The sequence below is a fragment of the Bradyrhizobium sp. IC4059 genome, from assembly GCF_020193615.1.
In the GTDB taxonomy this organism is placed as follows: domain Bacteria; phylum Pseudomonadota; class Alphaproteobacteria; order Rhizobiales; family Xanthobacteraceae; genus Bradyrhizobium; species Bradyrhizobium yuanmingense.
Genome location: NZ_JADYVH010000011.1, coordinates 1 through 21790, shown reverse-complemented (window position 1 = coordinate 21790; position 21790 = coordinate 1). Strand labels below are relative to the sequence as shown.

The window sequence follows — 21790 nt, the reverse complement described above, 5'->3', positions numbered from 1 at the left end:
CCCCAGAGCCGCTTTTGTTCCGACAAGGTTCTGCCCTCATTGCCCACCGAAACTTGGGGTTGTTCGGAGGGCGCATCATGTCTCGCATTGCAAGTGCCGAAACTGCCCGGATGTCGCTGGCGAGCTCGAGCCGGTTATTGCTCGCGGTCTTGGGCGCCGCATCGCTCGCTGCCTGCTCGCAATCGCCGGTCGGCCGTCAGAAAGCCGATCTCGCCGGAACGACCCGGCAAGCCGCGGTCGAGCGCCCGCACAGGGTGGCCGCGCTGCATCCACGCCCCATCAGCCGGGCACGCGTCCCCGACCGTGACGCAAAGCAAACCGCTTCGCACGGCATCGCCAGCTTCTATTCGGATACCCAGACCGCGAGCGGCGAGAAGTTCGACAGGAACGAATTGACCGCGGCGCATCCCACCCTGCCGTTCGGCACCAAGCTGCGCGTTACCGAGACCTCCTCCGGCCGTTTCGTTACGGTCAGGGTCAACGATCGCGGGCCCTTCGTGCGCGGACGCGTGGTCGACATCTCGCCGTCGGCGGCCGAGGCGCTCGGCATGGTCGACAAGGGCATTACCAATGTCAGGCTCGAAGTCGTGCAATAGGGCGCCACGCGTCGCGACCGTGCGGGCGCGCTTAACCGGCTGTTAGCGGCTTCTCAAGCACCATGGCTGTCCGCACAATTCGGGGCTTTGGGGGAGGCGACGCTTGAACACGATCCAGCATCTCGAAGATCAGGCTGCGCGCGCCGAGCGGCTCGCCAAACGGATCACGGATACGCTGACGATCGAAAAGCTGCTGACCTTCGCGGGCGAACGCCGCCGCGAGATCGAGGTCATCGCCGGCAAACGCCGCCGCAACTAATGCGCGATGCGATCAGGTTTGATTGCTACAAGGGAGGTGCACTCCCTCTCCCGCAAGCGCAGGGCTATCGGATATGACTTGTGGCGGCGGCCAGCGCGCACGCCTCGTCCTTCGAGACGGCGCTGACGCGCCTCCTCAGGATGAGGCTAATCAGCATCAGTGCTCGTTGAAACTGCTGCCGCGCACTCCGCCCTCATCCTGAGGAGCCCGCCCAAAGCGGGCGTCTCGAAGGATGGCCGCAGAGAAAAACTCCCAAATGCGATAGTCATTCCCGCAAGCAGGGAGGGAGCGCACCTCCGTCCTTTTCGGCAAGTGAGCTTCATTTCATCGCGCTTTGGGAATGGCTTTCGATGAAGTCGCTGAGATAATCGGGGAGCTCTATTCCATAGATGTCGCAGCGCGCGCGGATCTCGCCGGCGACGTCGCACGAGATATCCTTCATCCAGTGCTCGAGCGTGTTGAACGAGATCACCTTGATCGGGTCATTGAAGCAGCCGGCGACGAGCTCGCCGATCGTGGTGTCGAGATCGCTGCGCTCGATGCGGATTTCGGTCGCCTCGTCACGGCGATCAACCACCACGAACAGGGTCTGGTCCGCTCCGTACGGCACGATCGGTGATGATACGCCGGCGTCAAACATCTCGAGGCGCTCACGTCATTGCTTTGATCCCTGACAACGGGAAGAACCGGAAGAAGGTTCCTGCTCGCACGCTTGTGAAGGGCGTCAGAGAAATTCTCTCAAGCGCGACAGCTCGAGGACGTGTTCGGGGGAGAGGATCTCGGTGACGAGCGGCGGCTGCGCTACGGTGCGGATCTCGTAGAGATGGCGGGTCGTCGCCGGTTTCTGCATGAAAGCCGAGATGCAATCGTCGAGCGTGCCTTCGATGAGCTGGTAGGGCTCCCGGTCAGGCTGGCGCTGATTGGCAAGTGATGGCCATTTATGCAGCACCGCAACCGCGCCGAAATTGACCTTTGAATCCCCGACCACGTCCCCCATCGCCCTGCCTCACGCAAAACACGACCCCAGCACACGTGCTCGCGTGCCGGGGCCCATACATCTGTCGCTGCATCTCAATGCCACAGGTCAGCCAACGCGGCAGCCGGGAAAAGGTTCCCGGCCGCCTCTTGGCTGAGTCAGCTCGCGGCGGCCGCGATCTCGTGCCGCGGGCTGGCGTGACCATCTCCGTGACCGTCACTGCCGCTGATCTTGGGCGGCAGTCCGGCGAAGCGCCGCAAGGCTTCCGCCATCTGCACCCGTCCCGACACGCCTGTGATCACCACGTCCACCATCGCAAAGGACGAGTGGAAGTGGCCGCGCGCCTTCAATTGCTCGACCGGCACGCCCGCTGCGGCCATTGCCTCGGCATAGGCGATGCCCTCGTCGCGCAGCGGATCGAACTCGCAGGTGACCACGAGGGCCGGCGGCAGGCCGGCAACCTTGCCGCGCAGCGGGGCGACCCGCGGGTCGGTGCGGTCCGCCGGCGAGCAATAGAGGTCCCAGAACCAGTACATCAGCGAGCGCGTCAAGAAGTAGGCGGTCCCATTTTCGTTGTAGGAGGGCCGATCGAAGCTGCAGTCGGTGACCGGGCAGACCAGAAGCTGGCCGGCGATGGCTGGCCCGCCGCGGTCGCGCGCGAGCTGGCAGGTGACGGCGGCGATGTTGCCGCCGGCGCTCCAGCCGGCGACCAGCACCGGGCCCGGCCTACCGCCGAGCTCGGCGGCGTGCTCGGCGATCCAGCGCGTGGCCGCATAGCCGTCCTCGGCCGCGGTCGGGAAGCGATGCTCCGGTGCGTGGCGATAGCCGACGCTGACGAACATCATGCCGGTCCGCCGCACCATGTCGCGGCAGAACGGCTCGTCCGATTGCTCGTCGCCGAGCACCCAGCCGCCGCCGTGGAAATAGACCACGACCGGATGCGGTCCCGGCGTTGCCGGCTTGTAGACGCGGTAGGGCAACGCACCGCCGGCGACGGGCAGGGTGCCGTCGACGATCTCGCCGATCGGCCGCCCCGCAGGCCGGCCCTTGTTGAACTCGTTGACGAAGGCGCGGGCGCCGAGCGCGCCCATCGACTCGATCGGCGGCAGGTTGAGCGAGGCGAGCAGGTTCAGCACCAGCCGCACGTCCGGCTGCAGGCGCACCACCTCGCCGTCATTGCATTGGACGGCGCCATCGGGGCCGGTGAGCTTGAAGCCGAGCATGCCGCGGCTGACCACCTCGTCGCAGATGCTGCGATAAGGGCCGACGCCGCCGGTATAGGGCATCAGCCCCTGCACCTTGCCGGGCACGTTGGCGCCGGTGTACCAGGTGTTGGCGAGCCGGTGCAGCGTCAGCATCGAGCAGTCGGCCATGTGCCTGTTCCAGCCGGCCTGCGCCGTCTCGGTCGGCTCGATCGTGGTGAAGCCGGCATCGCGCAGCGACGCAAGGCGATCGACCACCCAGTCGACATGCTGCTCGATCGACACCGCCATGTTCGACAGCACCGACGGGCTTCCGGGTCCGGTGATCATGAAGAAGTTCGGGAAGCCCTCGACCGTGAGGCCGAGATAGGTCTGCGGCCCCTGCGCCCAGACATCGGACAGCGACTTGCCACCGCGCCCGGTGATCGGATGCACGGCACGGATCGCGCCGGTCATGGCGTCGAAGCCGGTTGCGAAGACGATGACGTCGACGTCGAAGCTGCGGCCGTTCGTGGAAATGCCGCTCGCGGTGATCGCCTTGATCGGCTCCTTGCGCAGATTAACCAGCGTGACGTTCGGCCGGTTGTAGGTTGCGTAATAATTGGTCTCGAGGCAGGGGCGCTTTGCGCCGAACGGATGGTCGTCCGGCATCAGCGCCGCGGCGGTCTCGGGATCCTTGACGGCGACGCGGATCTTCTCGCGGATCAGGTCCTGGACGATCTTGTTGCCGTCGACGTCTACGGCCTGGTCGGCCCAGAGCTGCGTCAGGATGTGGACGAGGTCGCCGGCGGCCCAGGCGCGCTCGAACCGCTCGCGGCGCTCGGCATCGCTGAGCTGCCAGCTCACGACCGTCTGCTGCGGATAGGGCACGCCGGCCATCGACTGCCGCGCCTGCTCGCGATAGGCCGCGCGGTCGCTCTGCAAGAGGCTCATGCGGTCCGCGGGCGCAGGGCCGTTGTGCGCCGGCAACGCGAAATTCGGTGTGCGCTGGAACACCGTCAGATGCGCAGCCTGCTCGGCGATCACAGGGATCGACTGGATCGCCGAGGAGCCCGTGCCGATCACGGCGACGCGTTTTCCGGTGAGATCGACGCCGTCATGCGGCCAGCGCCCGGTGAAATAGACCTCGCCCTTGAAGTCGTTGACGCCGTCGATCTCCGGCGGCTTTGGCGCGGAGAGGCAACCGGTGGCCATGATGTAATGGCGGCAGGAGACGGGTGGCCCATTGTCAGTGGTGATGAGCCAGCGCTCCGACGCTTCGTCCCATCTGGCTTCGGTGACCTTGGTCTTGAAACGGATATCGCGGCGCAGATCGTAGCGATCGGCGACGAAGCCGAGGTAACGCAGGATCTCGGGCTGGGTCGCGTATTTCTCCGACCAAGTCCAGGCGGTCTCGAGCTCCGGATCGAACGTGTAGCTGTAATCGATGGTCTGGATGTCGCAGCGCGCGCCCGGATAGCGGTTCCAATACCAGGTGCCGCCGACATCGCCGGCCTCGTCGAGCCCGACTGCCGAGAACCCCGTCTTGCGCAGGCGATGGAGAAGGTAGAGGCCGGCAAATCCGGCGCCGACCACGGCAACATCGACCTGCTGAGCGGTTCCGCGCCCATCGGAGGCACGTGTGGCAACCATTGCGTCAGGCATGGTATTCCTCCCGGATGTCTTGTTTTGGCGGCAGGCTATCGCCGCAGGCTCAGCTTGTCATTAGAGCAAGTGCAATCTTAGGGTGGTCGTTTGCGGCGGCTTCGTGACCGCGCGAAGGTTGTGGCACCACACGCACCGCGATGCACAATGGCCGTGATCGCCCGGGGTAATCAGCCATCGTCCTTCTGTGTATGCTTGCGCTTACAAGCCACGCGTACCGCCCGGGCGTCATGACAGAGTTGAGTGAGCGAACCAGAGCGAACATGGACGTCGTCCTCGAGCAGACGTGCCGGCAACTGCCGCATGGCGGCGATCACGACAGCCGCAGGTTCATCGCCGAGCGCCTGATCGAGGCGGCGCGGGCGGGACACTCCACGCTCGGCGAGCTCGGCATCGTCGCGCGCCACGCGCTCGCGGAGCTGATTGGCAAAGGCGGTTAGGCTCAAGGTGCGCGAGGGTTGCCTCGCCGACGGCTTCGGACATAACCTGCCAAAACCCTTCATCGAGATCGTTGCGAAGATGCGGGCCCTGCTTGCATTCGTTGCGGCTATTGCAGTCTTGTGTGGCGCCGGCCCGGCCCTCGCCCAGTCGGTCGGGCAGTTTCCATTCGCGCTGACGCGTGAAGGGCAGATGCTCGGCGCCGTGGAAGGCGAGGTGGCCTCGTTCAAGGGGCTGGCTTACGCGGCGCCGCCGCTCGGCGCGCTGCGCTGGCAACCGCCGCAGCCGACGACCGAAAGCTCGGAGATGCGCACCGCCTACGAATACGGCGCGCCGTGCCTTCAGCCGGCGCTGCCGGCGGCGAGCGAGGATTGCCTGACGCTGAACGTGTTTCGTCCTTTCGGGGTCGACGGCCCGTTGCCGGTGATGGTGTTCATCCATGGCGGCGCGTTCGTCGCGGGCACCGCGAACGATCCGCTGTTCGATGGCGCCAAGCTGGCGCAGGCGGGCCTCATCGTGGTCACCGTGAATTATCGCCTCGGCGTGCTCGGCTGGCTCTCGCATCCCGCGCTGTCGGACGGCGGCTCCGGCAATTTCGGCCTGATGGACCAGATCGCCGCGCTGCATTGGGTGCACGACAACATCGCGGCGTTCGGCGGCGATCCTGATAACGTCACGCTGTTCGGCAGCGATGCAGGCGCGACATCGATTGCGCTGCTGATGCTGTCCGCGCAAGCGCGCGATCTGTTCCACAAGGCCATTCTGCAATCGGTGCCCGGCCGCGCGCGCCTGCGTTCGGCGGAAGAGGCTGAGGCCATCGGCCGGCTCTTCGTGGCCGCGCTTTCGCCGAAGACGGATCTGCGCGCGGTCGAGCCGCGGCGCCTGCTGGCCGCCGAGAAACAATTGCTGGAGACATCGCCGCACAGCTTTGCACCGATGATGGATGGACGTCTCGTGACCGAGGACCTCGCCGCGGGTTTTGCGGCCGGACGCCAGAGCCGCATTCCCCTGATCATCGGCTCGAACGAGGATGAGACCGGCTTGGAGAACGAGACCGCGATCAAGGAGGAGCTTGCGCCGCCGGGCGCGGGCGGCGGCGAATTGCGCAAGCTCTATCCCGATCTCGCCAGACCTTCGGATCTCGCGGCAAGAATTTACACCGACAAGGTCTTTTCCGAGCCGGTGCGGCTGCTGGCACGTCTGCACGCGGCAGGCGGCGCGCCGACCTTTCGCTACCGCTTCGCCTATGTGCCGGAGGCCAGGCGCGCCAATCCGGACGTCGGCCACGGGCGCGAGCTGCAGTTCATCTTCGGTACGGAAGGCGTGCCCGGTGCGGGCATCCTGTCGCGGCGCGACCGCGAGGTCGCAGGCCGCATGCGCGCCTATTGGATAAACTTCGCCCGAAGTGGCGATCCCAATGGTCCCGAGCTACATGGTCCCGACCTGCCACGCTGGGACGCAGCTAGCGGCGATCGCCTGCTGCTGATCACGAACGATGGCATCGCGAGCGGCGACGACCCGTTCGCGGATCGTCTCGACCGGCTCGCAAATGAGGGCAGGAGATGAAGCGGATTTAAGCCGCGAGCTCGACGCGCGGCGCCGGGCTGAGCCGGTCTTCCTCCAGATAATCCATCGCGCCGTCCTTCTCGACGGCATAGAACTGCTGGCCATCCCGCGACTTGAAGGCGGCGCGGACGACACCGCGGCGGCCCTTATCACTGTTGACGACGTCCCCCAGCGCAAACTTCCTCATCGCACGTCTCACTTGTCTTCAGGCCGACTGCTTCGGCCCCGCCGGGGATTCTGGGCGGCAAATCGTTAACGACTTGCTAACCATGCCGCTTTGCCTATGCTCACCGCCGATCGTGCGGACCGCTCGCACGCGCCTGTTGTCAACGAGACGAGCCGATGACGCGACTTCCGACCCTGTTCCTGTCGCATGGCGGCGGCCCCTGGCCCTTCATGGAGGACAGGCGGGTGCAATATGCCAAGACCGCCGAGGCGTTCGCGAACTTGCCGCAGCTTCTGCCCGAGAGGCCGAAGGCGGTGCTGGTCATCACCGGGCATTGGGAAGCCGACGCCTTCACGGTGTCGACCTCGCCGCATCCACCGATGGTCTACGATTATTACGGTTTCCCCGAGCATACCTACCACCTCAAATATCCGGCGCCGGGCAGGCCCGAGCTTGCCGCGCAAGTGAAGGCGCTGCTCACGCATGCCGGCCTCGATTGCCGCGAAGATCCCGACCAGGGTTTCGATCACGGCACGTTCGTTCCGCTCGGGCTGATGTATCCGAATGCCGACATGCCGATCGTGCTGCTGTCGCTGAAGTCCAGCTATGACGCGGCCGAGCACGTCAAGGTGGGGCAGGCGATCGCATCCTTGCGCGACGAAGGCATCCTGATCGTCGGCAGCGGCCTGACCTATCACAACATGCGCGGCTTCAACCGTCCGGAGTCCAAGCCCGTCTCGTATGATTTCGAGGCCTATCTGAACGAGGCGATCAGCAACCCCGATGCGGCGCGCCGCAATGCCATGCTGGTCGATTGGGAGAATGCGCCGAGCGCACGCCTTGCACATCCGCGCGAGGACCATCTGCTGCCGCTGATGGTGGCGGCCGGTGCTGCGGGAAGCGACGTCGGACGGCGCGTCTTCGTCGACGAGGTCGCGCATGTGGCGATGGCCTCGTATGTGTTTGGGTAATGATCTCTTCTCCGTCGTCCCGCAAGCGGGGAGAGGCGAAGAAAGCCTCACCCATATCTCAGCTTCATCACCAGAATGCCGCCGGCGAGAACCATGGTGACGGCGTTCGCCGCGACCAGGGGGGCATCGCCTGAAAGCAGGCCGTAGATGAGCCAGAGCGTGAGGCCCAGCATCATGACCAGAAACATGCCGAGAGAAATGTCGCGCGCCGAGCGGGTCTTCCAGACCTTGATGAACTGCGGCGCGTAGGCGACGGTGGTGCAGGTGGCGGCGGCAAAGCCGAGCAGCTTGATCGCGAAGGGGTCCATGTCGGCTCTATAGCATGGATTCGGCTCTGCCTCACGCGCGCGCCGCCATGAGATCGCGGTACAGCGAGGCATAGTCGCCGGCGCGATTACGCCAGGAGACGTCGGTCGCAAGGCCGCTGCGTTGCAGGCGGCGCCAGGTCAGCTTGTCGTGGAAGGCGGTGTTGGCCTTGCGCAGCGTGCCGGCGAGGGCATCCGCCGTCACGGGGGCGAATTTGAAGCCGGTGGCATCGTGGCCGGACGCGTCGGCCTCGCCGATATCGACGATGGTGTCTTCGAGGCCGCCGACGCGCGAGACGATCGGCACGGCGCCATAGCGCAGCGCGCAGAGCTGGGTCAGGCCGCACGGCTCGAAGCGGGACGGCACAATCAGCGCGTCCGAGCCGGCCTGGATCAAATGCGCGAGAATCTCGTCATAGCCGATCACGACGCCGATCCGGCCCGGATTGGCGCGGGCCGCGGCCTGGTAGCCATCCTGCAGATCGCGGTCGCCGCTGCCGAGCAGCGCGAGCTGCATGCCTTCGCGCAGGATGGTCGGGATGGCCTCCATCAGGAGATCGAGCCCCTTCTGCCACGACAGCCGGCTGATGACGCCGAGCAGCGGCGCTTCGTCCGAGGAATCGAGGTTGAACTGCTGCTGCAGCACCGCCTTGTTCGCGGCCCGGAAGGTCAGGTCTTCCGCGCCGAAGCGGTAGGCGATGTGGGGATCGGTTTGCGGATTCCAGACCTCGGTGTCGATGCCGTTGAGGATGCCGCTCAGCACGTTGGATCGTTCACGAAGCAGGCCGCCGAGGCCCATGCCGCCTTCGTCGCTCTGGATTTCCTTCGCGTAGGTCGGCGATACCGTGGTGATGCGATCGGCAAGGCGCAAGCCGGCCTTCAAGAAGCTGATGCCGCCGAAATATTCCAGTTCGTTGACGTTGAAGGCATGCCAGGGCAGGCCGATCGATCCGATCAGCTCAGGGGCGAACTTGCCCTGGTAGGCCATGTTGTGAATGGTCATCACGGTGCCGGGCCGCGGACGATTGTCGTAGTGCAGATAGGCCGGCGCGAGCCCCGCCTGCCAGTCGTGGGCATGCACGACATCGGGCACGAAGGCCGGCACGAGGCCGTGGCCGATATCGGCCGCCACGCGCGACAGCGCGGCGAAGCGCGCGCCGTTGTCCGCCCAGTCGACGCCGTCAGTGGTGACATAGGGGTTGCCCGGCCGCGCATAGAGATGCGGCACGTACAGCACGAACAGATCGAGCCCGGCATGCGAACCCGCCAGCAGCCGGCCGGGACCGCCGAAATAATCGGGCCAGCGCCGCAGTTCCTCTGTGCCGGACAAAAGGCGCATCACGTCGGGATAGCCCGGCAGCAAGGTGCGCATCTCGACGCCATGCGCCTTCAGCGCAACCGGCAGCGCGCCGGCGACATCTGCGAGGCCGCCGGTCTTGACGAGGGGATAGACTTCAGAGGCGACCGCGAGGACGCGAACAGGCGTCATGTATTGAGCCTGTCGATCATCGGCTGGGTGATCAGCGAGATGCCCTGCTCGGTGGTGCGGAAGCGCTTTCCGTCGAACTCGGGATCCTCGCCGACGACGAGCCCTTCCGGGATCTCGACGCCGCGGTCGATCACGACGTTCCTCAAGCGGGCGCCGCGGCCGACACTCACGTAAGGCATGATCACGGCATTCTCGACATTGGCGTAGGAGTTGATGCGCACGCCGGTGAACAGCAGCGAGCGGCGCAGCGAGGCGCCGGAGATGATGCAGCCGCCGGAGACCAGCGAGCTCACCGCCTGGCCGCGCCGGCTCTCCTCGTCATGGACGAATTTAGCCGGCGGCGTGATCTCGGCATAGGACCAGATCGGCCAGGCGCGGTCGAACAGGTCGAGCTCGGGCACCACGTCGGTGAGGTCGATATTGGCGGCCCAATAGGCGTCGACCGTGCCGACGTCGCGCCAATAGGCGCGAGTGTCGCTGCCCGAGCGGACGCAGGATGTCGAATATTGGTGCGCCATCGCGCGGCCGTTCTTGACCAGGTAGGGAATGATGTCCTTGCCGAAATCGTGGTTCGAGTTCGGGTCCTCGGCATCGCGCTTGAGCTGATCGAACAGGAATTTCGCGTCGAACACGTAGATGCCCATGCTGGCGAGCGAGACGTCCGGCTTGCCCGGCATCGGCGGCGGATCCTTCGGCTTCTCCAGGAACTCCTGGATCCAGCCGTTCTCGTCGATATGCATGATGCCGAAACCGGAAGATTCGGTCCGCGGCATTTCGAGGCAGCCGACGGTGACGTCGGCGCCGCTCTCGACGTGCTGGCGCAGCATCACCTCGTAGTCCATTTTGTAGATGTGGTCTCCGGCCAGCACGACGATGAAGCGGCAGGCGTGGGATTCGATGATGTCGATGTTCTGGTACACCGCGTCCGCCGTGCCGACATACCACATGCTCTCGGAGACGCGCTGGCTGGCGGGGAGGATGTCAAAACTCTCGTTGCGTTCGGGGCGGAAGAAGTTCCAGCCCATCTGAAGGTGCCGGATCAGGCTGTGCGCCTTGTATTGGGTCGCCACCGCGATACGGCGGATGCCGGAGTTCACCGCGTTCGACAGCGCGAAATCGATGATGCGGGACTTTCCGCCGAAATAGACCGCCGGCTTGGCGCGGCGGTCGGTCAGCTCCAGCAGGCGGCTGCCGCGTCCTCCGGCCAGGACAAACGCCAGCGCCTGACGGGCAAGCGGCTCGGGTCTCGCGGCACTCATGTGATCCTCCCACAACTCTGGCGCTCGCGAGAAGCCTCCCGGCCGCGCACAATTGGAACCGATAGTAATGGCACGAATAGTAAATCGTGAAGGTGGTTGTTGGTTGCGAATGCACGGGAAGCTTAATGCCTTGCCGGGTGATCGGGCCTCAGCCACCGTCGCGCGGCTGTCACAGGCGGCGACGTCGCCGGGCACCGGTTGATCAGAACGGAGGCAAGCGTCTTGTGCGGTGCACGCAAACTCCAGGCTTTGAAATTCAATGCTTTGACTTGGCGCAAGGATGTCCGATCATGACGCTGCGATCCTTTTTCCAAGCGAAAGGTCAGACAGGGAGTAGGACGATGAGGATCTGGAAGACGGCGATTGCCTGTTCATTGGCCGGCGTGGTCATGGTGGCCCAGATCGGGCAGGCCACGGCGGCCCCGATGCCGACCAACGTTGCGACGATGAAGGCTGCGGCCGGTGACAATGTCACACCGGTGCATTGGCGCGGCAGCGGCTGGGGCTTTGCCCTCGGCGGTCTCGCAGCCGGCGCGCTCATCGGCGGCGCTATCGCCAGCAGCGCGCCTTACGGCTACTATGGCAGACCCTATTACGGTGGCTACGGCTACGGATATCCGGGCTACGGTTATGGTTATGCCCCCGCCTATTACGGCGGCTACGGCTACGCACCGGTCTATCCGCGATACTATCGGCCGTACCGTCCGTATTACAGCTATGGCTATTACCGGCCGTACCGGGTTTATCACCGCCCGTTCGGTGTTTATCCCCGTCCCTACTACCGCGCCTATTGGTGAGCACCGCGCGGCTAGAATGACAGCCACACGATCAGGCTCATGCATGCAACATGCATGAGCAGGATCGCGGCGAGATGCAATGGCCCTGGCCTGAGGCGAAGCCTGCGCCTCCCGCCGTCGCCTAATTCGATCCCACGGCCGCAGCCGTGAAGCTGCGCTCGACGGCTTTGCTGACGTCGAGCTTCTTCGGCAGGATGCCGTAGCGCGTCGCGCGGTCGGAGGCTTCCTGCACCTCCTTGACCACGTTCTCGTCGATCACGATCGGGCCGGTGCGCTGCGCGGTGTAGGCCGACAGCAGCACGTCCTCGGGCAGCTTGGTCAATTCGGCCGTGTTCTTGGCGTATTCGGCGACATGGTCCAGCGACCACAGTCGCGCCTTGTTCAAGCGCTGCACCAGATCCTGCACCGCCGCGCGCTTGGTGGCGATGGCGTTGTCGGAGGCGACGATGAAGGTGATGGTCGGCGTCAGCCCTTCGCCGTTGGCGATGACGCGAGCCTTGTCCTTCAACGTCGCGAACGAGACGTAGGGCTCCCACACCGCCCAGGCGTCGATCGAGCCGGCGAGCAGCGCGATCTTGGCATCGACCGGGCCGAGCGGCGCGAAGGTCGCATCCTCCAGCTTGATCGCTGCCTTCTCCAGTGTCGCATCGATCAGGAACTGGCCCCAGCCGCCGCGTGTGCCGGCGAGCCGCTTGCCCTTGAGGTCGGCCGCCGATTTGATCGGCGAATCCTGACGCACCAGGATAGCCTGCGTCTTCGCATCCGAGCGCGTGCCGCCGATCGCCTTGATCGGCGCGCCCGCGGCATAGACCGAGAGGAACGAGAGATCGCCGGTGTAGCCGACGTCGAGCGCGCCGGCATTGAGCGCTTCGAGGATCGGCGCGGCCGCGGGGAATTCCGACCATTCGATTCTGTAAGGCAGGTCCTTCGCATAGCCGGAGATTTCGAGCAGCGAGCGATTGCCGCCCTTCTGGTCGCCGACGCGCAGCACGACAATGTCGGCGGCGAGCGATGCGGCAGCGGTCGATAGCGTGATGGCGGCGGCGAGCAGCGAGGTGGCGAGCCGGCGTGTGATGGAATGGTCGTGAGAGTTGATGCTCATTGGATCCGTCTTGTTGCGTTGCTCACGATGCGTGAGCGAACGGTGCAGCGAGACGATCAAGTCTATGAGCGCGCGGTGCGCCGTCAATGAAATGGCCAACCGTATTGTGCGTGCTTCAGGCAATGACGTTTCAGCGGGCCGGCGCTTTCGAGAATGCGCAGCGTGCGCGGCAGACGCTGCACAGGGATGCAGCAGGCGATGGAGTCGCGGTTGACCCTGCGTGCCTATGCATCTGCGAAAATCCTTTCATCGCTTGCCCATGCGCGGATGGAGAGAATGTCTTCCCTTCGCGCAACATTCGAAAATCCATTTCATTGACGATGCCGCGAACGCGCCGCATGATTTGCGCATCGCATCAACACGGCGCGCCAAGCGCCGACGGAACAATTTTCTCTTAGACGCAGCTCCGCACGGAACATGCGCAACGCGACCCGTTGCGTACACGGCGGAGCCGTGCCAGCGCAGGAGCCAGGCCGATGAACAACGATAACCAGCGCAGCGGGTCGAAACTCGACCGGCGCCACCTGCTTCAGGCAGGGCTTGCGGCGGCCTTCGCAGCGCCGCTCGGCGCGCTGGGTGCGCAGGCCTTCGCACCGCCCGCGATCGTGCCGGGTGTCGACTTCTCCGAGTTTCCGCTGTGCCGCACGGCCTCTGACGCACCCGCGCTCACTGGCGCGCCGCGCAAGCTGAAGCTGTCGTGGAATGCCGGCGCCGTCTGCCTCGCGCCGGTGCCGGTCGCGATCGAGCACGGCTTCTTCAAGAAGCATAATCTCGACGTCGAGCTCGTCAACTATTCCGGCTCGACCGACCAGCTGCTCGAGGCCATCGCGACAGGCAAAAGCGATGCCGGTCTCGGCATGGCACTGCGCTGGCTGAAGCCGCTGGAGCAGGGTTTTGACGTCAAGATCGCCGCGGGCACCCATGGCGGCTGCATGCGGGTGCTGTCGCGCACCGATTCCGGCGTCTCGAAGCTGACCGACCTCAAGGGCAAGATCGTCGCGGTCGGCGATCTCGCCGGTCCCGACAAGAACTTCTTCTCGATCCAATTGGCCAAACTCGGCATCGATCCGGTGAAGGACGTCGACTGGCGCGCCTATCCCGGCAATCTGCTCAACGTTGCCGTGGAGAAGGGCGAGGTGCAGGCGTTCCTGTCGTCCGATCCGCTCGCCTATCTCTGGCTCAAGGACACACAGTACAAGGAGGTCGCCTCAAATCTCGATGGGGAGTACCGCGAGAAGAGCTGCTGCATCCTCGGCCTGCGCGGCTCGCTCGTGCGCGAAGAGCCTCAAGTCGCGCGCGCCATCACCCAGGCGCTGCTCGATGCCGCGATGTTCACCGCGCAGAATGCGACGGTCGCGGCGAAATCATTCCAGCCCTATGCGCCGAAGGCGGCGACGCTCGCCGATATCGAGGGCATGGTGCGCTACCACACCCACCATCATCATCCCGTCGGCGAGATCTTGAAGCGCGAGCTCAAGGCCTACGCCGACGACCTCAAGAGCGTGCAGGTCTTCAAGCAGAGCACCGACACCGCCAAATTCGCGGAGCGCATCTATGTCGACGTATTCGCTGTCTGACGGCCTTGCCTCGGGCGCGCCGCGCACCTCGCGCGTGCCGCTGCTGGCGAGCTGGATCCGGGAGTCCGGCGCCGGCGTTCTCGCCAGCGTCGCCTGGATCGCCCTCGGCCTGTCCTGCCTGTGGTGGCAGGATGTCGGCGATTGGTCGCGCACGCATTCACTCGGCATCGCCGCCTTCATCATCGCGGCGCTCGCGCTGTTCGGCACCGTCGGGGCCGACTATCTGGGATCGGCAGGACAGGCGCTGCACAAGCGCGCGCCATGGCTGGTCGCGCTCGGGGTGTTCCTGACGGTGTGGGAGGTCGCGACGGCAAAATTCGCCTGGCTGCCGCTGCCGTTCTTCCCGCCGCCGCAGGCGATCATCGAGGTCTATACCGACGATCTGCCGAAGCTGCTCGACAGCGTCCTTGCCTCGATCAAGCTCCAGCTCGGCGGCTATCTGATCGGCGCCACGATTGGCTTTCTAACCGGCGTCTCGATCGGCTGGTCGCGCGCGGTCGGTTATTGGGTGCATCCGGTGCTGCGCTTCATCGGCCCACTGCCGGCGACCGCCTGGCTGCCGATCGCCTTCTTCACCTTTCCGTCGAGCTGGAGCGCCTCGACCTTCCTGATCGCGCTGGCAACGGGCTTCCCGGTTACCGTGCTGACCTGGTCGGGCGTCGCGAGCGTCAGCAACGCCTATTACGACGTCGCGCGCACGCTGGGGGCAAAGCCTTCGTTCCTGGTGCTGAAGGTCGCGATCCCGGCCGCGTTGCCGCACGTGTTCGTCGGCCTGTTCATGGGGCTCGGCTCGTCCTTTGCCGTGCTCGTCGTCGCCGAGATGATCGGCGTTAAGGCCGGGCTCGGCTGGTACCTGCAATGGGCGCAGGGCTGGGCCGCCTACGCCAACATGTATGCAGCGCTGATCGTGATGTCGCTGCTCTGCTCCGGCGCAATCACGCTGCTGTTTGCGATCCGCGATCGCCTCCTGGTCTGGCAGAAGGGGACCGTCAAATGGTAGCCACAGCTCTCGCCGAAGCGGTCACGCATCCGGCCACCGGCGCCGCGCTCGATATCGAGCAGGTCAGCCACGCCTTCGACATCGACGGGACCGAGCTGCCGGTGCTGAGCGACGTCAGCATCTCGGTCGAGCCCGGCGAGTTCGTCGCGCTGCTCGGCCCGTCCGGCTGCGGCAAGTCGACCTTGCTGCGGCTGATCGCCGGCCTCGACAAGCCGAAGGCGGGAAGGCTGCGGGAGGACGAGGAGCGCATCAGGAACCCGCATCCCTCGCGCGTCGTCGTGTTCCAGGATCCGACCCTGTTTCCCTGGCGGTCGGTCTGGGACAACGTCGCCCTGGGCCTTGAGGCCCAGGGCATTTTGAGGAGCCAGCGCCAGCGCGTCGATGACGCGCTTGACCTCGTCGGGCTTTCGCCGTTCCGCAACGCCTATCCGCACCAGCTCTCCGGCGGCATGGCGCAGCGCGTCGCGCTGGCGCGGGCGCTGGTCAACGATCCCAAGATCCTGATCCTGGATGAGCCCCTGGGGAAACTGGACTCGCTGACCCGCATCACCATGCAGGCCGAGCTCGTCGCGCTCTGGCAGCGCAAGGGGTTCACCACGCTGCTGGTGACGCATGATGCGGAGGAGGCGCTGGTGCTCGCCAACCGCGTCATCGTGTTCAGCGATCGTCCCGCGCGCGTGAAGGCCGACATCCGCGTCGATCGTCCGTATCCGCGCCATCGCGGCGATCCGTATCTGGCTGAGCTGCGCCGCCAGATCCTTGGCCTGTTGGGGCTGGACGCCACATGGTGACCTCGATAGCCAAGGGCCGCACGGCTCACAGCGAACCGGACTACATCGCCCGCGCCGCGACGCTTGCCACGAGCTTTGCGGCGCGCGCGGCCGAGCACGACCGGCTCGGCAGCTTTCCCTTCGAGAATTTTCGCGAGCTCTCGGAGGCAGGCTTGCTGTCTCTGACGGTGCCGGCGGTTCATGGCGGCGCCGGTGCCGGCGCGCGCTATGCCGCGCGCGTGCTCGGCATTCTCGGCAAGGCCGATCCGTCGACCGCGCTGGTGCTGTCGATGCACTACATCAATCATCTCGTGATGGCGCGCAGTCCGAACTGGCCGGCGCGACTGTCGCGCAAGCTCGCGCGCGAAAGTGTTGAGGGCATAGCGCTCATCAACGCCCTGCGCGTGGAGCCGGAGCTCGGCTCGCCTGCGCGCGGAGGGTTGCCGGCGACGATCGCGCGGCGCACCGAAACCGGCTGGCGCCTCTCCGGCCACAAGATCTACTCGACGGGATCGCCGATCCTGAAATGGTACCTGGTCTGGGCGCGCACCGACGAGGCGGAGCCGCGCGTCGGCCAGTTCCTGGTGCCGGCGGGCCTGCCGGGCACGCGCATCGTCCAGACCTGGGACCATCACGGCCTGCGCGCCAGCGGCAGCCACGACGTCATCTTCGACGACGTCGTGGTCCCGCTCGACGCCGAGGTCGATTTGCGCAAGCCGGCGGACTGGCGCACGCTCGACGTTACGCAGCAGACTGTGCACACCGTTTTCATCGCCGCGATCTACGACGGCGTTGCCCGCGCCGCGCGCGACTGGCTGATCAATTTCCTGAAGCAGCGCGTGCCTGCCAGCCTCGGCGCGCCGCTGGCGACCTTAGCCCGCGCGCAGGAGATCGTCGGGGCCATCGAGGCGCGGCTTGCGGTCAACGCACGTTTGATCGACACGGCTGCCCGCGACTTCGACGATGGCGTCGATCTCTCTGCCGGTGAATCCAACGTCATCAAGCTGACCGTGACCAACAACGCCGTTGCCGTCGTCGAGGACGCGCTGTCGTTGACCGGTAACCACGGGCTCAGCCGCGCCAATCCGCTGGAGCGGCATTATCGCGACGTGCTGTGCGGCCGCGTGCACACGCCGCAGGATGATTCCACGCGCATCGGCCTCGGCCGCCTCGCACTCGGCCTCTAGGGATCAACAGGGAGACGATCATGTCGATCGAGTTCATCGGCTTCATCAGCAACAACAATTCGTCCGAGACCGTCGTCCGGGAAGGACCGGTGCTCAATCCGACCCATATCGAGACGGTGGCGAAGGCGCATGAGAATGCCGGCTTCGACCGCGCGCTGCTGGCGTTTCATTCGACCTCGCCCGATGCGCTCCAGGTCGCCCAGCACGTGCTCAATCACACCGAGAGGCTCAACGTGCTCATCGCGCAGCGGCCCGGCCTTACCGCCCCGACATTGCTGGCGCGGCAGTTCGCCGTGCTCGACCAGTTTTCCCGCGGCCGCGTCGCGCTCCATGTCATCACCGGCGGCAACGCCACCGAACTGCGGCAAGACGGCAACACGCTCGACGACAAGGACGAGCGCTATGCCCGCACCTCTGAATTCCTCGACGTGCTCAAGCTGCAATGGAGCAGCGACAAGCCGTTCAGCTACAAGGGCAGGTACTACCAGGTCGAGAACGCCTTCTCGCAGGTGAAGCCGTATCGCCCCGAAGGCATCCGCGTCTATTTCGGCGGCGCCTCGGATGCGGCGATCGACGTCGCTGGCAAGCATGCCGACACCTTTGCGCTGTGGGGCGAATCCTACGCGCAGGTGCGCGATATCACCTCGCGCGTGCACAACGCCGCGGTGCGGCAGGGGCGGCCGACGCCGCGCTTCAGCCTGTCGGTGCGGCCGATCATTGCACCGACCGAGAAGCAGGCCTTTGAGAAGGCGGAGGAAATTCTCGCGCGCGCCACCGCGCTCCAGGACAAGACCGGCTATCGCAAGCCCGCTGACGGGCATGCCACCGCCGGCGCACGGCGCCTGCTCGCGCTCGCCGATCAGGGCAGCCGCATCGACAAGCGGCTCTGGACCGAGATCGCAAAGCTGACCGGCGCCAACAGCAACACCACGGCACTGGTCGGCACGCCCGAGCAGGTTGCGGAGGTCTTCGGTGACTATTACGATCTCGGCATCAGCCATTTCCTAATCCGCGGCTTCGATCCGCTGATCGATAGCATCGAATACGGCCGGGAGCTGATCCCGCTGACACGCGAGCTGGTCGCCAAGCGCCAGGCCGTTCGCGGCGAGGCCGCAGAATGATCCGCCTCATGTTGGCCGGCGCGCTGCTGTTCGCTTCGTTCGAAGTCGCAGCTGCGCAAACCACGCTCCGTGTCGGGGACCAGAAGGGCAATGCGCAGGCCGTGATGGAAGCGGCCGGCGTGCTCAAGGATGTGCCCTACAAGATCGAGTGGAGGGAGTTTCCGGCGGCCGCGCCGCTTCTGGAAGCGCTCAGCGCCGGCGCGATCGAGACCGGCCTCGTTGGCGATGCGCCCTTCACCTTCGCCGCCGCGTCGGGCGCGCCGGTGAAGGCGATCGCTGCTATCCGGCAGACGCGCGAGGGGCTCGCCATCCTCGTGCCCGAGAATTCGCCGATCAAGAGCTTTGCCGATCTCCGGGGTAAGAAGATCGCGACCGGCCGCGGCTCGATCGGCCATCAGCTGATCCTTGCTGCGCTGGAGAAGAACGGCTGGAGCGCGAACGACGTCCAGATCGCGTTCCTGGCGCCGTCCGACGCCAAGATCGCCTACACGCAAGGCTCGGTCGATGCATGGTCGACCTGGGAGCCGTATGTGAGCCAGGAGGAGGTGCTGTTCAAGTCGCGGCGCGTCATCACCTCGGAAGGGCTGACGCCGGGGCTGAGCTTCCAGGTAGCGCGGCCCGACGCGATCAGGGACAAGCGCGCCGAGCTGACCGATTTCATCCGCCGCCTCACCGCGGCGCGGGCCTGGTCGCTAAACAATATCGACAGCTATGCCGCGACCTGGGGCAGGTTGATGAACATCCCCACCGCCGTGCCGCAGAACTGGCTGTCACGCGCCAAGATCAGGATCGCGCCGATCGATGACGGCGTGGTCAAAGACGAGCAGGCGACGATCGACCTCTATTTCCGCTGGGGCCTGATCAAGCAGAAGCTGGATGCCGCGGAGATCGTCGATCGCTCGTTCACGGACGCGATCGCGAAGGTGGGGTTGTAATGCTCCGTCGTCATTCCGGGGCGCGACGAAGTCGCGAGCCCGGAATCCATTCATCGACAGACATTGCGGCTCGATGGATTCCGGGCTCGCCCTTCGGGCGCCCCGGAATGACGACTGTGGGTGTGAGAGCTCACGAGTCACTCAAGCATTCGTGAAGGCGACGAGCACGTTCCAGCGCAATCGCCTTCTTCGAAATATTCCTTCTGCATTCTCACCGCCCGACAACACCCTCATTGCTATTTGCGCCGCAGCTCTTGCGGCACGGCGCACTCCCGCAAAGATCAATCCGACGACCACATCGGGAGACCGGCCATGGGCCTGCAAGAAACAAAAATCGAATCGCTTCCCTTCGTCACCGCCGAACTCAATTATCTCGCACCGATCGACGGCAAGCCGCGCACCTACGTGTTCGATCCGCCGCCGGGTGAGCCGAAAACCACCTCGCTGCCGGAGCCGCATCAGGTGCCGATCTTCGATGCGCGGCTGATCGCGCAGAACTTCTCGCTGGATCGCGAGGGCTTTGCGTTGGTGCGTCATCCGACCCAGGTGAAGGATTTTTACAACGACGAGGAAATCCGCAGCGTCTACTATCCAGCGGTCGAGGCGTTCCTGCGCGCGACGCTGAAGGCCGACCGCGTCGTCATCTTCGACCACACCGTGCGCAAGCGTGTCGAAGGCGCGCCGGATATCCGCGACGGCGGCCCGCGTCAGCCGGCCACGCGCGTCCATGTCGACCAGACCATCGCGTCCGGCGCCAACCGCGTCCGCGAGCATCTGCCTGATGAAGCCGAAGAGCTGCTGAAGGGGCGCGTGCAGGTGATCAATCTGTGGCAGCCGATCCGCGGTCCCTTGCGGGATTCACCGCTCGCCATGGCCGACGGCACCACGGTCAAGCCGGAAGACCTCGTCGCTTCCGACCTGATCTATCCCAACCGCCGCGGCGAGACCTATTCGGTGAAATACAATCCGAACCACCGCTGGTTCTATTTCCCGGAGATGACGCCGGATGAGGCGCTGCTGCTGAAGTGCTACGATTCCGCAACCGACGGCCGGACCCGTTTCGGGCCGCATACCGCATTCGTCGATCCGACCACGCCGGCCGATGCTGCGCCCCGCGAGAGCATCGAAGTCCGCACGCTGGTGTTCCACCGGCAGTAACAACGTGTGATGGCCCTGCCGGGTCCATGCATCATGGGCGCGGGCGTCGTTCAGGTCTCGGTGGATTAGGCGTCCGAGCGCGCTATAGTGCCGCCCAATGCAAAGGGGGCGCTATGACAAGGATCAGGGTAGGACTCGTCGGCTGCGGCTTCGTGTCGGAGTTGCACATGTATGCGTTCCGGCGCGTCTATGGCGTTGACGTCGAGGTCGCGGCGGTTGCTGCCCGCGGCGACAAGGTTGTCGCGTTTGCCGGGCATCACAATATCCCGCGTGTTTACCGGAGCTTCGCCGAGCTGATCGCCGACCGCGATCTCGACGTCGTCGACATCTGCACCCCGCCCAATCTTCACGCCGAGATGATCGTCGCCGCCATGCAGTCCGGCAAGCACGTCATCTGCGAAAAGCCGTTCGCCGGCTATTTCGGCCGCGAAGGCGATCAGCAGCCGATCGGCAAGCACGTGCCGAAGGCGCTGATGTATGAACGCGTGATCGAAGAGATGGACAGGACGCGGGCCGCGATCGAGCGCACGGGCAAGCTCTTCATGTATGCCGAGGACTGGATCTACGCGCCGGCCGTAACCAAGACCGCCGAGATCATCAAGGCGACCAAGGACAAGATTCTGTTCATGAAGGGCGAGGAGAGCCATTCCGGCTCGCACGCCGCGCATGCCGCGCAATGGGCGATGACCGGCGGCGGCTCGCTGATCCGCATGGGCTGCCATCCCCTCTCGGCCGTGCTGTATCTGAAGCAGGTCGAAGCCAAGGCGCGCGGCGAGCGCATCCATGTGGCCAGCGTCACCGGGGATGTCGGCAACGTCACCGCCGGGCTCAAGCCGGAGGAGCGCAGCTACATCAAGGCCAATCCCGTCGATGTCGAGGACTGGGGCACGCTCACCGCCACTTTCTCGGACGGCACCAAGGCGACGGTGTTCTCCGGCGACATGATCATGGGCGGCGTGCGCAATCTGATCGAGACCTATACGAGCGGCGGCTCGCTGTTTGCCAACATCACGCCCAACAATCATCTGATGAGCTATCAGACCAGCGAGGAGAAGCTCGCTTCCGTCTACATCACCGAGAAGGTCGACCGCAAAACCGGCTGGCAATATGTCTGCCTCGAGGAGGAATGGACGCGCGGCTATTTGCAGGAGATCCAGGACTTCATGGAATGCGTCGCGACGGGCCGCCAGCCGCTGTCGGACCTCGCGCTGGCCTATGAGACGATCAAGGTGAACTACGCAGGATATTGGGCGGCGGAGGAGGGGCGGCGGG

General features: G+C 65.3%; 22 protein-coding genes. 14 read left to right on the top strand and 8 right to left on the bottom strand.

All coding sequences use genetic code 11. The features are described from left to right. Positions 1-77 precede the first annotated feature (77 nt). Positions 78-596, top strand: a complete 519-nt coding sequence (locus tag I6F12_RS28790) for a septal ring lytic transglycosylase RlpA family protein (RefSeq protein ID WP_036006723.1) — start codon at positions 78-80, stop codon at positions 594-596. Positions 597-699: 103 nt separating this feature from the next. Further along, entirely contained in the window at positions 700-855 is a 156-nt protein-coding gene (locus I6F12_RS28785) for a hypothetical protein (protein ID WP_167361678.1), read from the top strand. A gap of 319 nt (positions 856-1174) precedes the next feature. Here the strand turns inward: I6F12_RS28785 and I6F12_RS28780 are convergent, their stop codons facing one another. From I6F12_RS28780 to I6F12_RS28770, 3 genes are all read right to left on the bottom strand, one after another. Further along, positions 1175-1495: a hypothetical protein gene (locus I6F12_RS28780; protein WP_036006679.1), complete on the bottom strand. Its 321-nt coding sequence runs from the start codon at positions 1493-1495 to the stop codon at positions 1175-1177. An 84-nt stretch (positions 1496-1579) separates the two neighbouring features. Continuing rightward, the gene (locus I6F12_RS28775; RefSeq protein WP_225157764.1) at positions 1580-1852 is read right to left on the bottom strand and encodes a hypothetical protein; all 273 of its coding nucleotides are present in this window, start codon (positions 1850-1852) and stop codon (positions 1580-1582) included. A 137-nt stretch (positions 1853-1989) separates the two neighbouring features. Then, positions 1990-4677, bottom strand: a complete 2688-nt coding sequence (locus I6F12_RS28770; protein WP_225157763.1) for an alpha/beta hydrolase fold domain-containing protein — start codon at positions 4675-4677, stop codon at positions 1990-1992. Between the two features lie 191 nt (positions 4678-4868). Here I6F12_RS28770 and I6F12_RS28765 point away from each other — a divergent pair, with 191 nt between their 5' ends. After that, positions 4869-5117 (top strand): hypothetical protein, encoded by a 249-nt coding sequence (locus I6F12_RS28765; RefSeq protein WP_036025032.1) that lies wholly within the window; start codon positions 4869-4871, stop codon positions 5115-5117. A 79-nt stretch (positions 5118-5196) separates the two neighbouring features. Further along, complete coding sequence (locus I6F12_RS28760) at positions 5197-6681, top strand: carboxylesterase family protein (protein ID WP_225157842.1); 1485 nt, start codon at positions 5197-5199, stop codon at positions 6679-6681. Positions 6682-6688: 7 nt separating this feature from the next. Here I6F12_RS28760 and I6F12_RS28755 read toward each other — a convergent pair whose 3' ends face one another. Then, positions 6689-6868, bottom strand: a complete 180-nt coding sequence (locus I6F12_RS28755; RefSeq protein ID WP_036006694.1) for a hypothetical protein — start codon at positions 6866-6868, stop codon at positions 6689-6691. Positions 6869-7023: 155 nt separating this feature from the next. On the opposite strand from I6F12_RS28755, the gene I6F12_RS28750 reads away from it, so the two are divergent. Continuing rightward, positions 7024-7818 (top strand): class III extradiol ring-cleavage dioxygenase, encoded by a 795-nt coding sequence (locus tag I6F12_RS28750; protein ID WP_225147795.1) that lies wholly within the window; start codon positions 7024-7026, stop codon positions 7816-7818. Between the two features lie 47 nt (positions 7819-7865). Here the strand turns inward: I6F12_RS28750 and I6F12_RS28745 are convergent, their stop codons facing one another. The 3 genes from I6F12_RS28745 to glgC are packed head-to-tail and all read right to left on the bottom strand — an operon-like array spanning position 7866 to position 10871. Beyond that, the gene (locus tag I6F12_RS28745) at positions 7866-8126 is read right to left on the bottom strand and encodes a SemiSWEET transporter (protein ID WP_036006700.1); all 261 of its coding nucleotides are present in this window, start codon (positions 8124-8126) and stop codon (positions 7866-7868) included. 31 nt (positions 8127-8157) lie between these two features. Continuing rightward, positions 8158-9612: a glycogen synthase GlgA gene (gene glgA / locus I6F12_RS28740; protein WP_225157762.1), complete on the bottom strand. Its 1455-nt coding sequence runs from the start codon at positions 9610-9612 to the stop codon at positions 8158-8160. Then, positions 9609-10871: a glucose-1-phosphate adenylyltransferase gene (gene glgC / locus I6F12_RS28735; RefSeq protein ID WP_036006706.1), complete on the bottom strand. Its 1263-nt coding sequence runs from the start codon at positions 10869-10871 to the stop codon at positions 9609-9611. Before glgC ends, glgA begins: the two co-directional genes overlap by 4 nt. Before the next feature lie 341 nt (positions 10872-11212). On the opposite strand from glgC, the gene I6F12_RS28730 reads away from it, so the two are divergent. After that, on the top strand, positions 11213-11668 hold the full coding sequence (locus I6F12_RS28730) for a hypothetical protein (protein WP_225157761.1): 456 nt from the start codon (positions 11213-11215) through the stop codon (positions 11666-11668). A gap of 121 nt (positions 11669-11789) precedes the next feature. Here the strand turns inward: I6F12_RS28730 and I6F12_RS28725 are convergent, their stop codons facing one another. Next, a complete protein-coding gene (locus tag I6F12_RS28725) occupies positions 11790-12770 on the bottom strand; it encodes an ABC transporter substrate-binding protein (RefSeq protein WP_225114509.1) in 981 nt (326 codons plus the stop codon). A gap of 476 nt (positions 12771-13246) precedes the next feature. On the opposite strand from I6F12_RS28725, the gene I6F12_RS28720 reads away from it, so the two are divergent. The 8 genes from I6F12_RS28720 to I6F12_RS28685 form a co-directional block, all read left to right on the top strand. Beyond that, complete coding sequence (locus I6F12_RS28720; protein ID WP_225157760.1) at positions 13247-14347, top strand: ABC transporter substrate-binding protein; 1101 nt, start codon at positions 13247-13249, stop codon at positions 14345-14347. Beyond that, positions 14325-15347 (top strand): ABC transporter permease subunit, encoded by a 1023-nt coding sequence (locus I6F12_RS28715; RefSeq protein WP_109144911.1) that lies wholly within the window; start codon positions 14325-14327, stop codon positions 15345-15347. The genes I6F12_RS28720 and I6F12_RS28715 overlap by 23 nt, the downstream gene beginning before the upstream one ends. Beyond that, entirely contained in the window at positions 15341-16138 is a 798-nt protein-coding gene (locus I6F12_RS28710) for an ABC transporter ATP-binding protein (protein WP_109144910.1), read from the top strand. Before I6F12_RS28715 ends, I6F12_RS28710 begins: the two co-directional genes overlap by 7 nt. Next, on the top strand, positions 16132-17304 hold the full coding sequence (locus tag I6F12_RS28705; RefSeq protein ID WP_074448139.1) for an acyl-CoA dehydrogenase family protein: 1173 nt from the start codon (positions 16132-16134) through the stop codon (positions 17302-17304). The genes I6F12_RS28710 and I6F12_RS28705 overlap by 7 nt, the downstream gene beginning before the upstream one ends. A 20-nt stretch (positions 17305-17324) precedes the next feature. Next, positions 17325-18425, top strand: coding sequence for an LLM class flavin-dependent oxidoreductase (locus tag I6F12_RS28700; protein ID WP_225157759.1), 1101 nt, complete (start codon positions 17325-17327; stop codon positions 18423-18425). Continuing rightward, complete coding sequence (locus I6F12_RS28695) at positions 18422-19360, top strand: ABC transporter substrate-binding protein (RefSeq protein WP_036006740.1); 939 nt, start codon at positions 18422-18424, stop codon at positions 19358-19360. Before I6F12_RS28700 ends, I6F12_RS28695 begins: the two co-directional genes overlap by 4 nt. Before the next feature lie 312 nt (positions 19361-19672). Continuing rightward, entirely contained in the window at positions 19673-20518 is an 846-nt protein-coding gene (locus tag I6F12_RS28690) for a CmcJ/NvfI family oxidoreductase (protein WP_225157758.1), read from the top strand. Positions 20519-20631: 113 nt separating this feature from the next. Continuing rightward, positions 20632-21790, top strand: a 1159-nt coding sequence (locus I6F12_RS28685; RefSeq protein WP_225141640.1) for a Gfo/Idh/MocA family oxidoreductase, incomplete at its 3' end; no start/stop codon positions are given.

Coding starts and splice junctions, on each gene's coding strand:
- I6F12_RS28790 (WP_036006723.1), top strand. CDS start 78: ATGTCTCGCATTGCAAGTGCCGAAACTGCCCGGATGTCGCTGGCGAGC.
- I6F12_RS28780 (WP_036006679.1), bottom strand. CDS start 1,495: ATGTTTGACGCCGGCGTATCATCACCGATCGTGCCGTACGGAGCGGAC.
- I6F12_RS28775 (WP_225157764.1), bottom strand. CDS start 1,852: ATGGGGGACGTGGTCGGGGATTCAAAGGTCAATTTCGGCGCGGTTGCG.
- I6F12_RS28770 (WP_225157763.1), bottom strand. CDS start 4,677: ATGCCTGACGCAATGGTTGCCACACGTGCCTCCGATGGGCGCGGAACC.
- I6F12_RS28765 (WP_036025032.1), top strand. CDS start 4,869: ATGCTTGCGCTTACAAGCCACGCGTACCGCCCGGGCGTCATGACAGAG.
- I6F12_RS28760 (WP_225157842.1), top strand. CDS start 5,197: ATGCGGGCCCTGCTTGCATTCGTTGCGGCTATTGCAGTCTTGTGTGGC.
- I6F12_RS28755 (WP_036006694.1), bottom strand. CDS start 6,868: ATGAGGAAGTTTGCGCTGGGGGACGTCGTCAACAGTGATAAGGGCCGC.
- I6F12_RS28750 (WP_225147795.1), top strand. CDS start 7,024: ATGACGCGACTTCCGACCCTGTTCCTGTCGCATGGCGGCGGCCCCTGG.
- I6F12_RS28745 (WP_036006700.1), bottom strand. CDS start 8,126: ATGGACCCCTTCGCGATCAAGCTGCTCGGCTTTGCCGCCGCCACCTGC.
- glgA (WP_225157762.1), bottom strand. CDS start 9,612: ATGACGCCTGTTCGCGTCCTCGCGGTCGCCTCTGAAGTCTATCCCCTC.
- glgC (WP_036006706.1), bottom strand. CDS start 10,871: ATGAGTGCCGCGAGACCCGAGCCGCTTGCCCGTCAGGCGCTGGCGTTT.
- I6F12_RS28730 (WP_225157761.1), top strand. CDS start 11,213: ATGAGGATCTGGAAGACGGCGATTGCCTGTTCATTGGCCGGCGTGGTC.
- I6F12_RS28725 (WP_225114509.1), bottom strand. CDS start 12,770: ATGAGCATCAACTCTCACGACCATTCCATCACACGCCGGCTCGCCACC.
- I6F12_RS28720 (WP_225157760.1), top strand. CDS start 13,247: ATGAACAACGATAACCAGCGCAGCGGGTCGAAACTCGACCGGCGCCAC.
- I6F12_RS28715 (WP_109144911.1), top strand. CDS start 14,325: ATGTCGACGTATTCGCTGTCTGACGGCCTTGCCTCGGGCGCGCCGCGC.
- I6F12_RS28710 (WP_109144910.1), top strand. CDS start 15,341: ATGGTAGCCACAGCTCTCGCCGAAGCGGTCACGCATCCGGCCACCGGC.
- I6F12_RS28705 (WP_074448139.1), top strand. CDS start 16,132: ATGGTGACCTCGATAGCCAAGGGCCGCACGGCTCACAGCGAACCGGAC.
- I6F12_RS28700 (WP_225157759.1), top strand. CDS start 17,325: ATGTCGATCGAGTTCATCGGCTTCATCAGCAACAACAATTCGTCCGAG.
- I6F12_RS28695 (WP_036006740.1), top strand. CDS start 18,422: ATGATCCGCCTCATGTTGGCCGGCGCGCTGCTGTTCGCTTCGTTCGAA.
- I6F12_RS28690 (WP_225157758.1), top strand. CDS start 19,673: ATGGGCCTGCAAGAAACAAAAATCGAATCGCTTCCCTTCGTCACCGCC.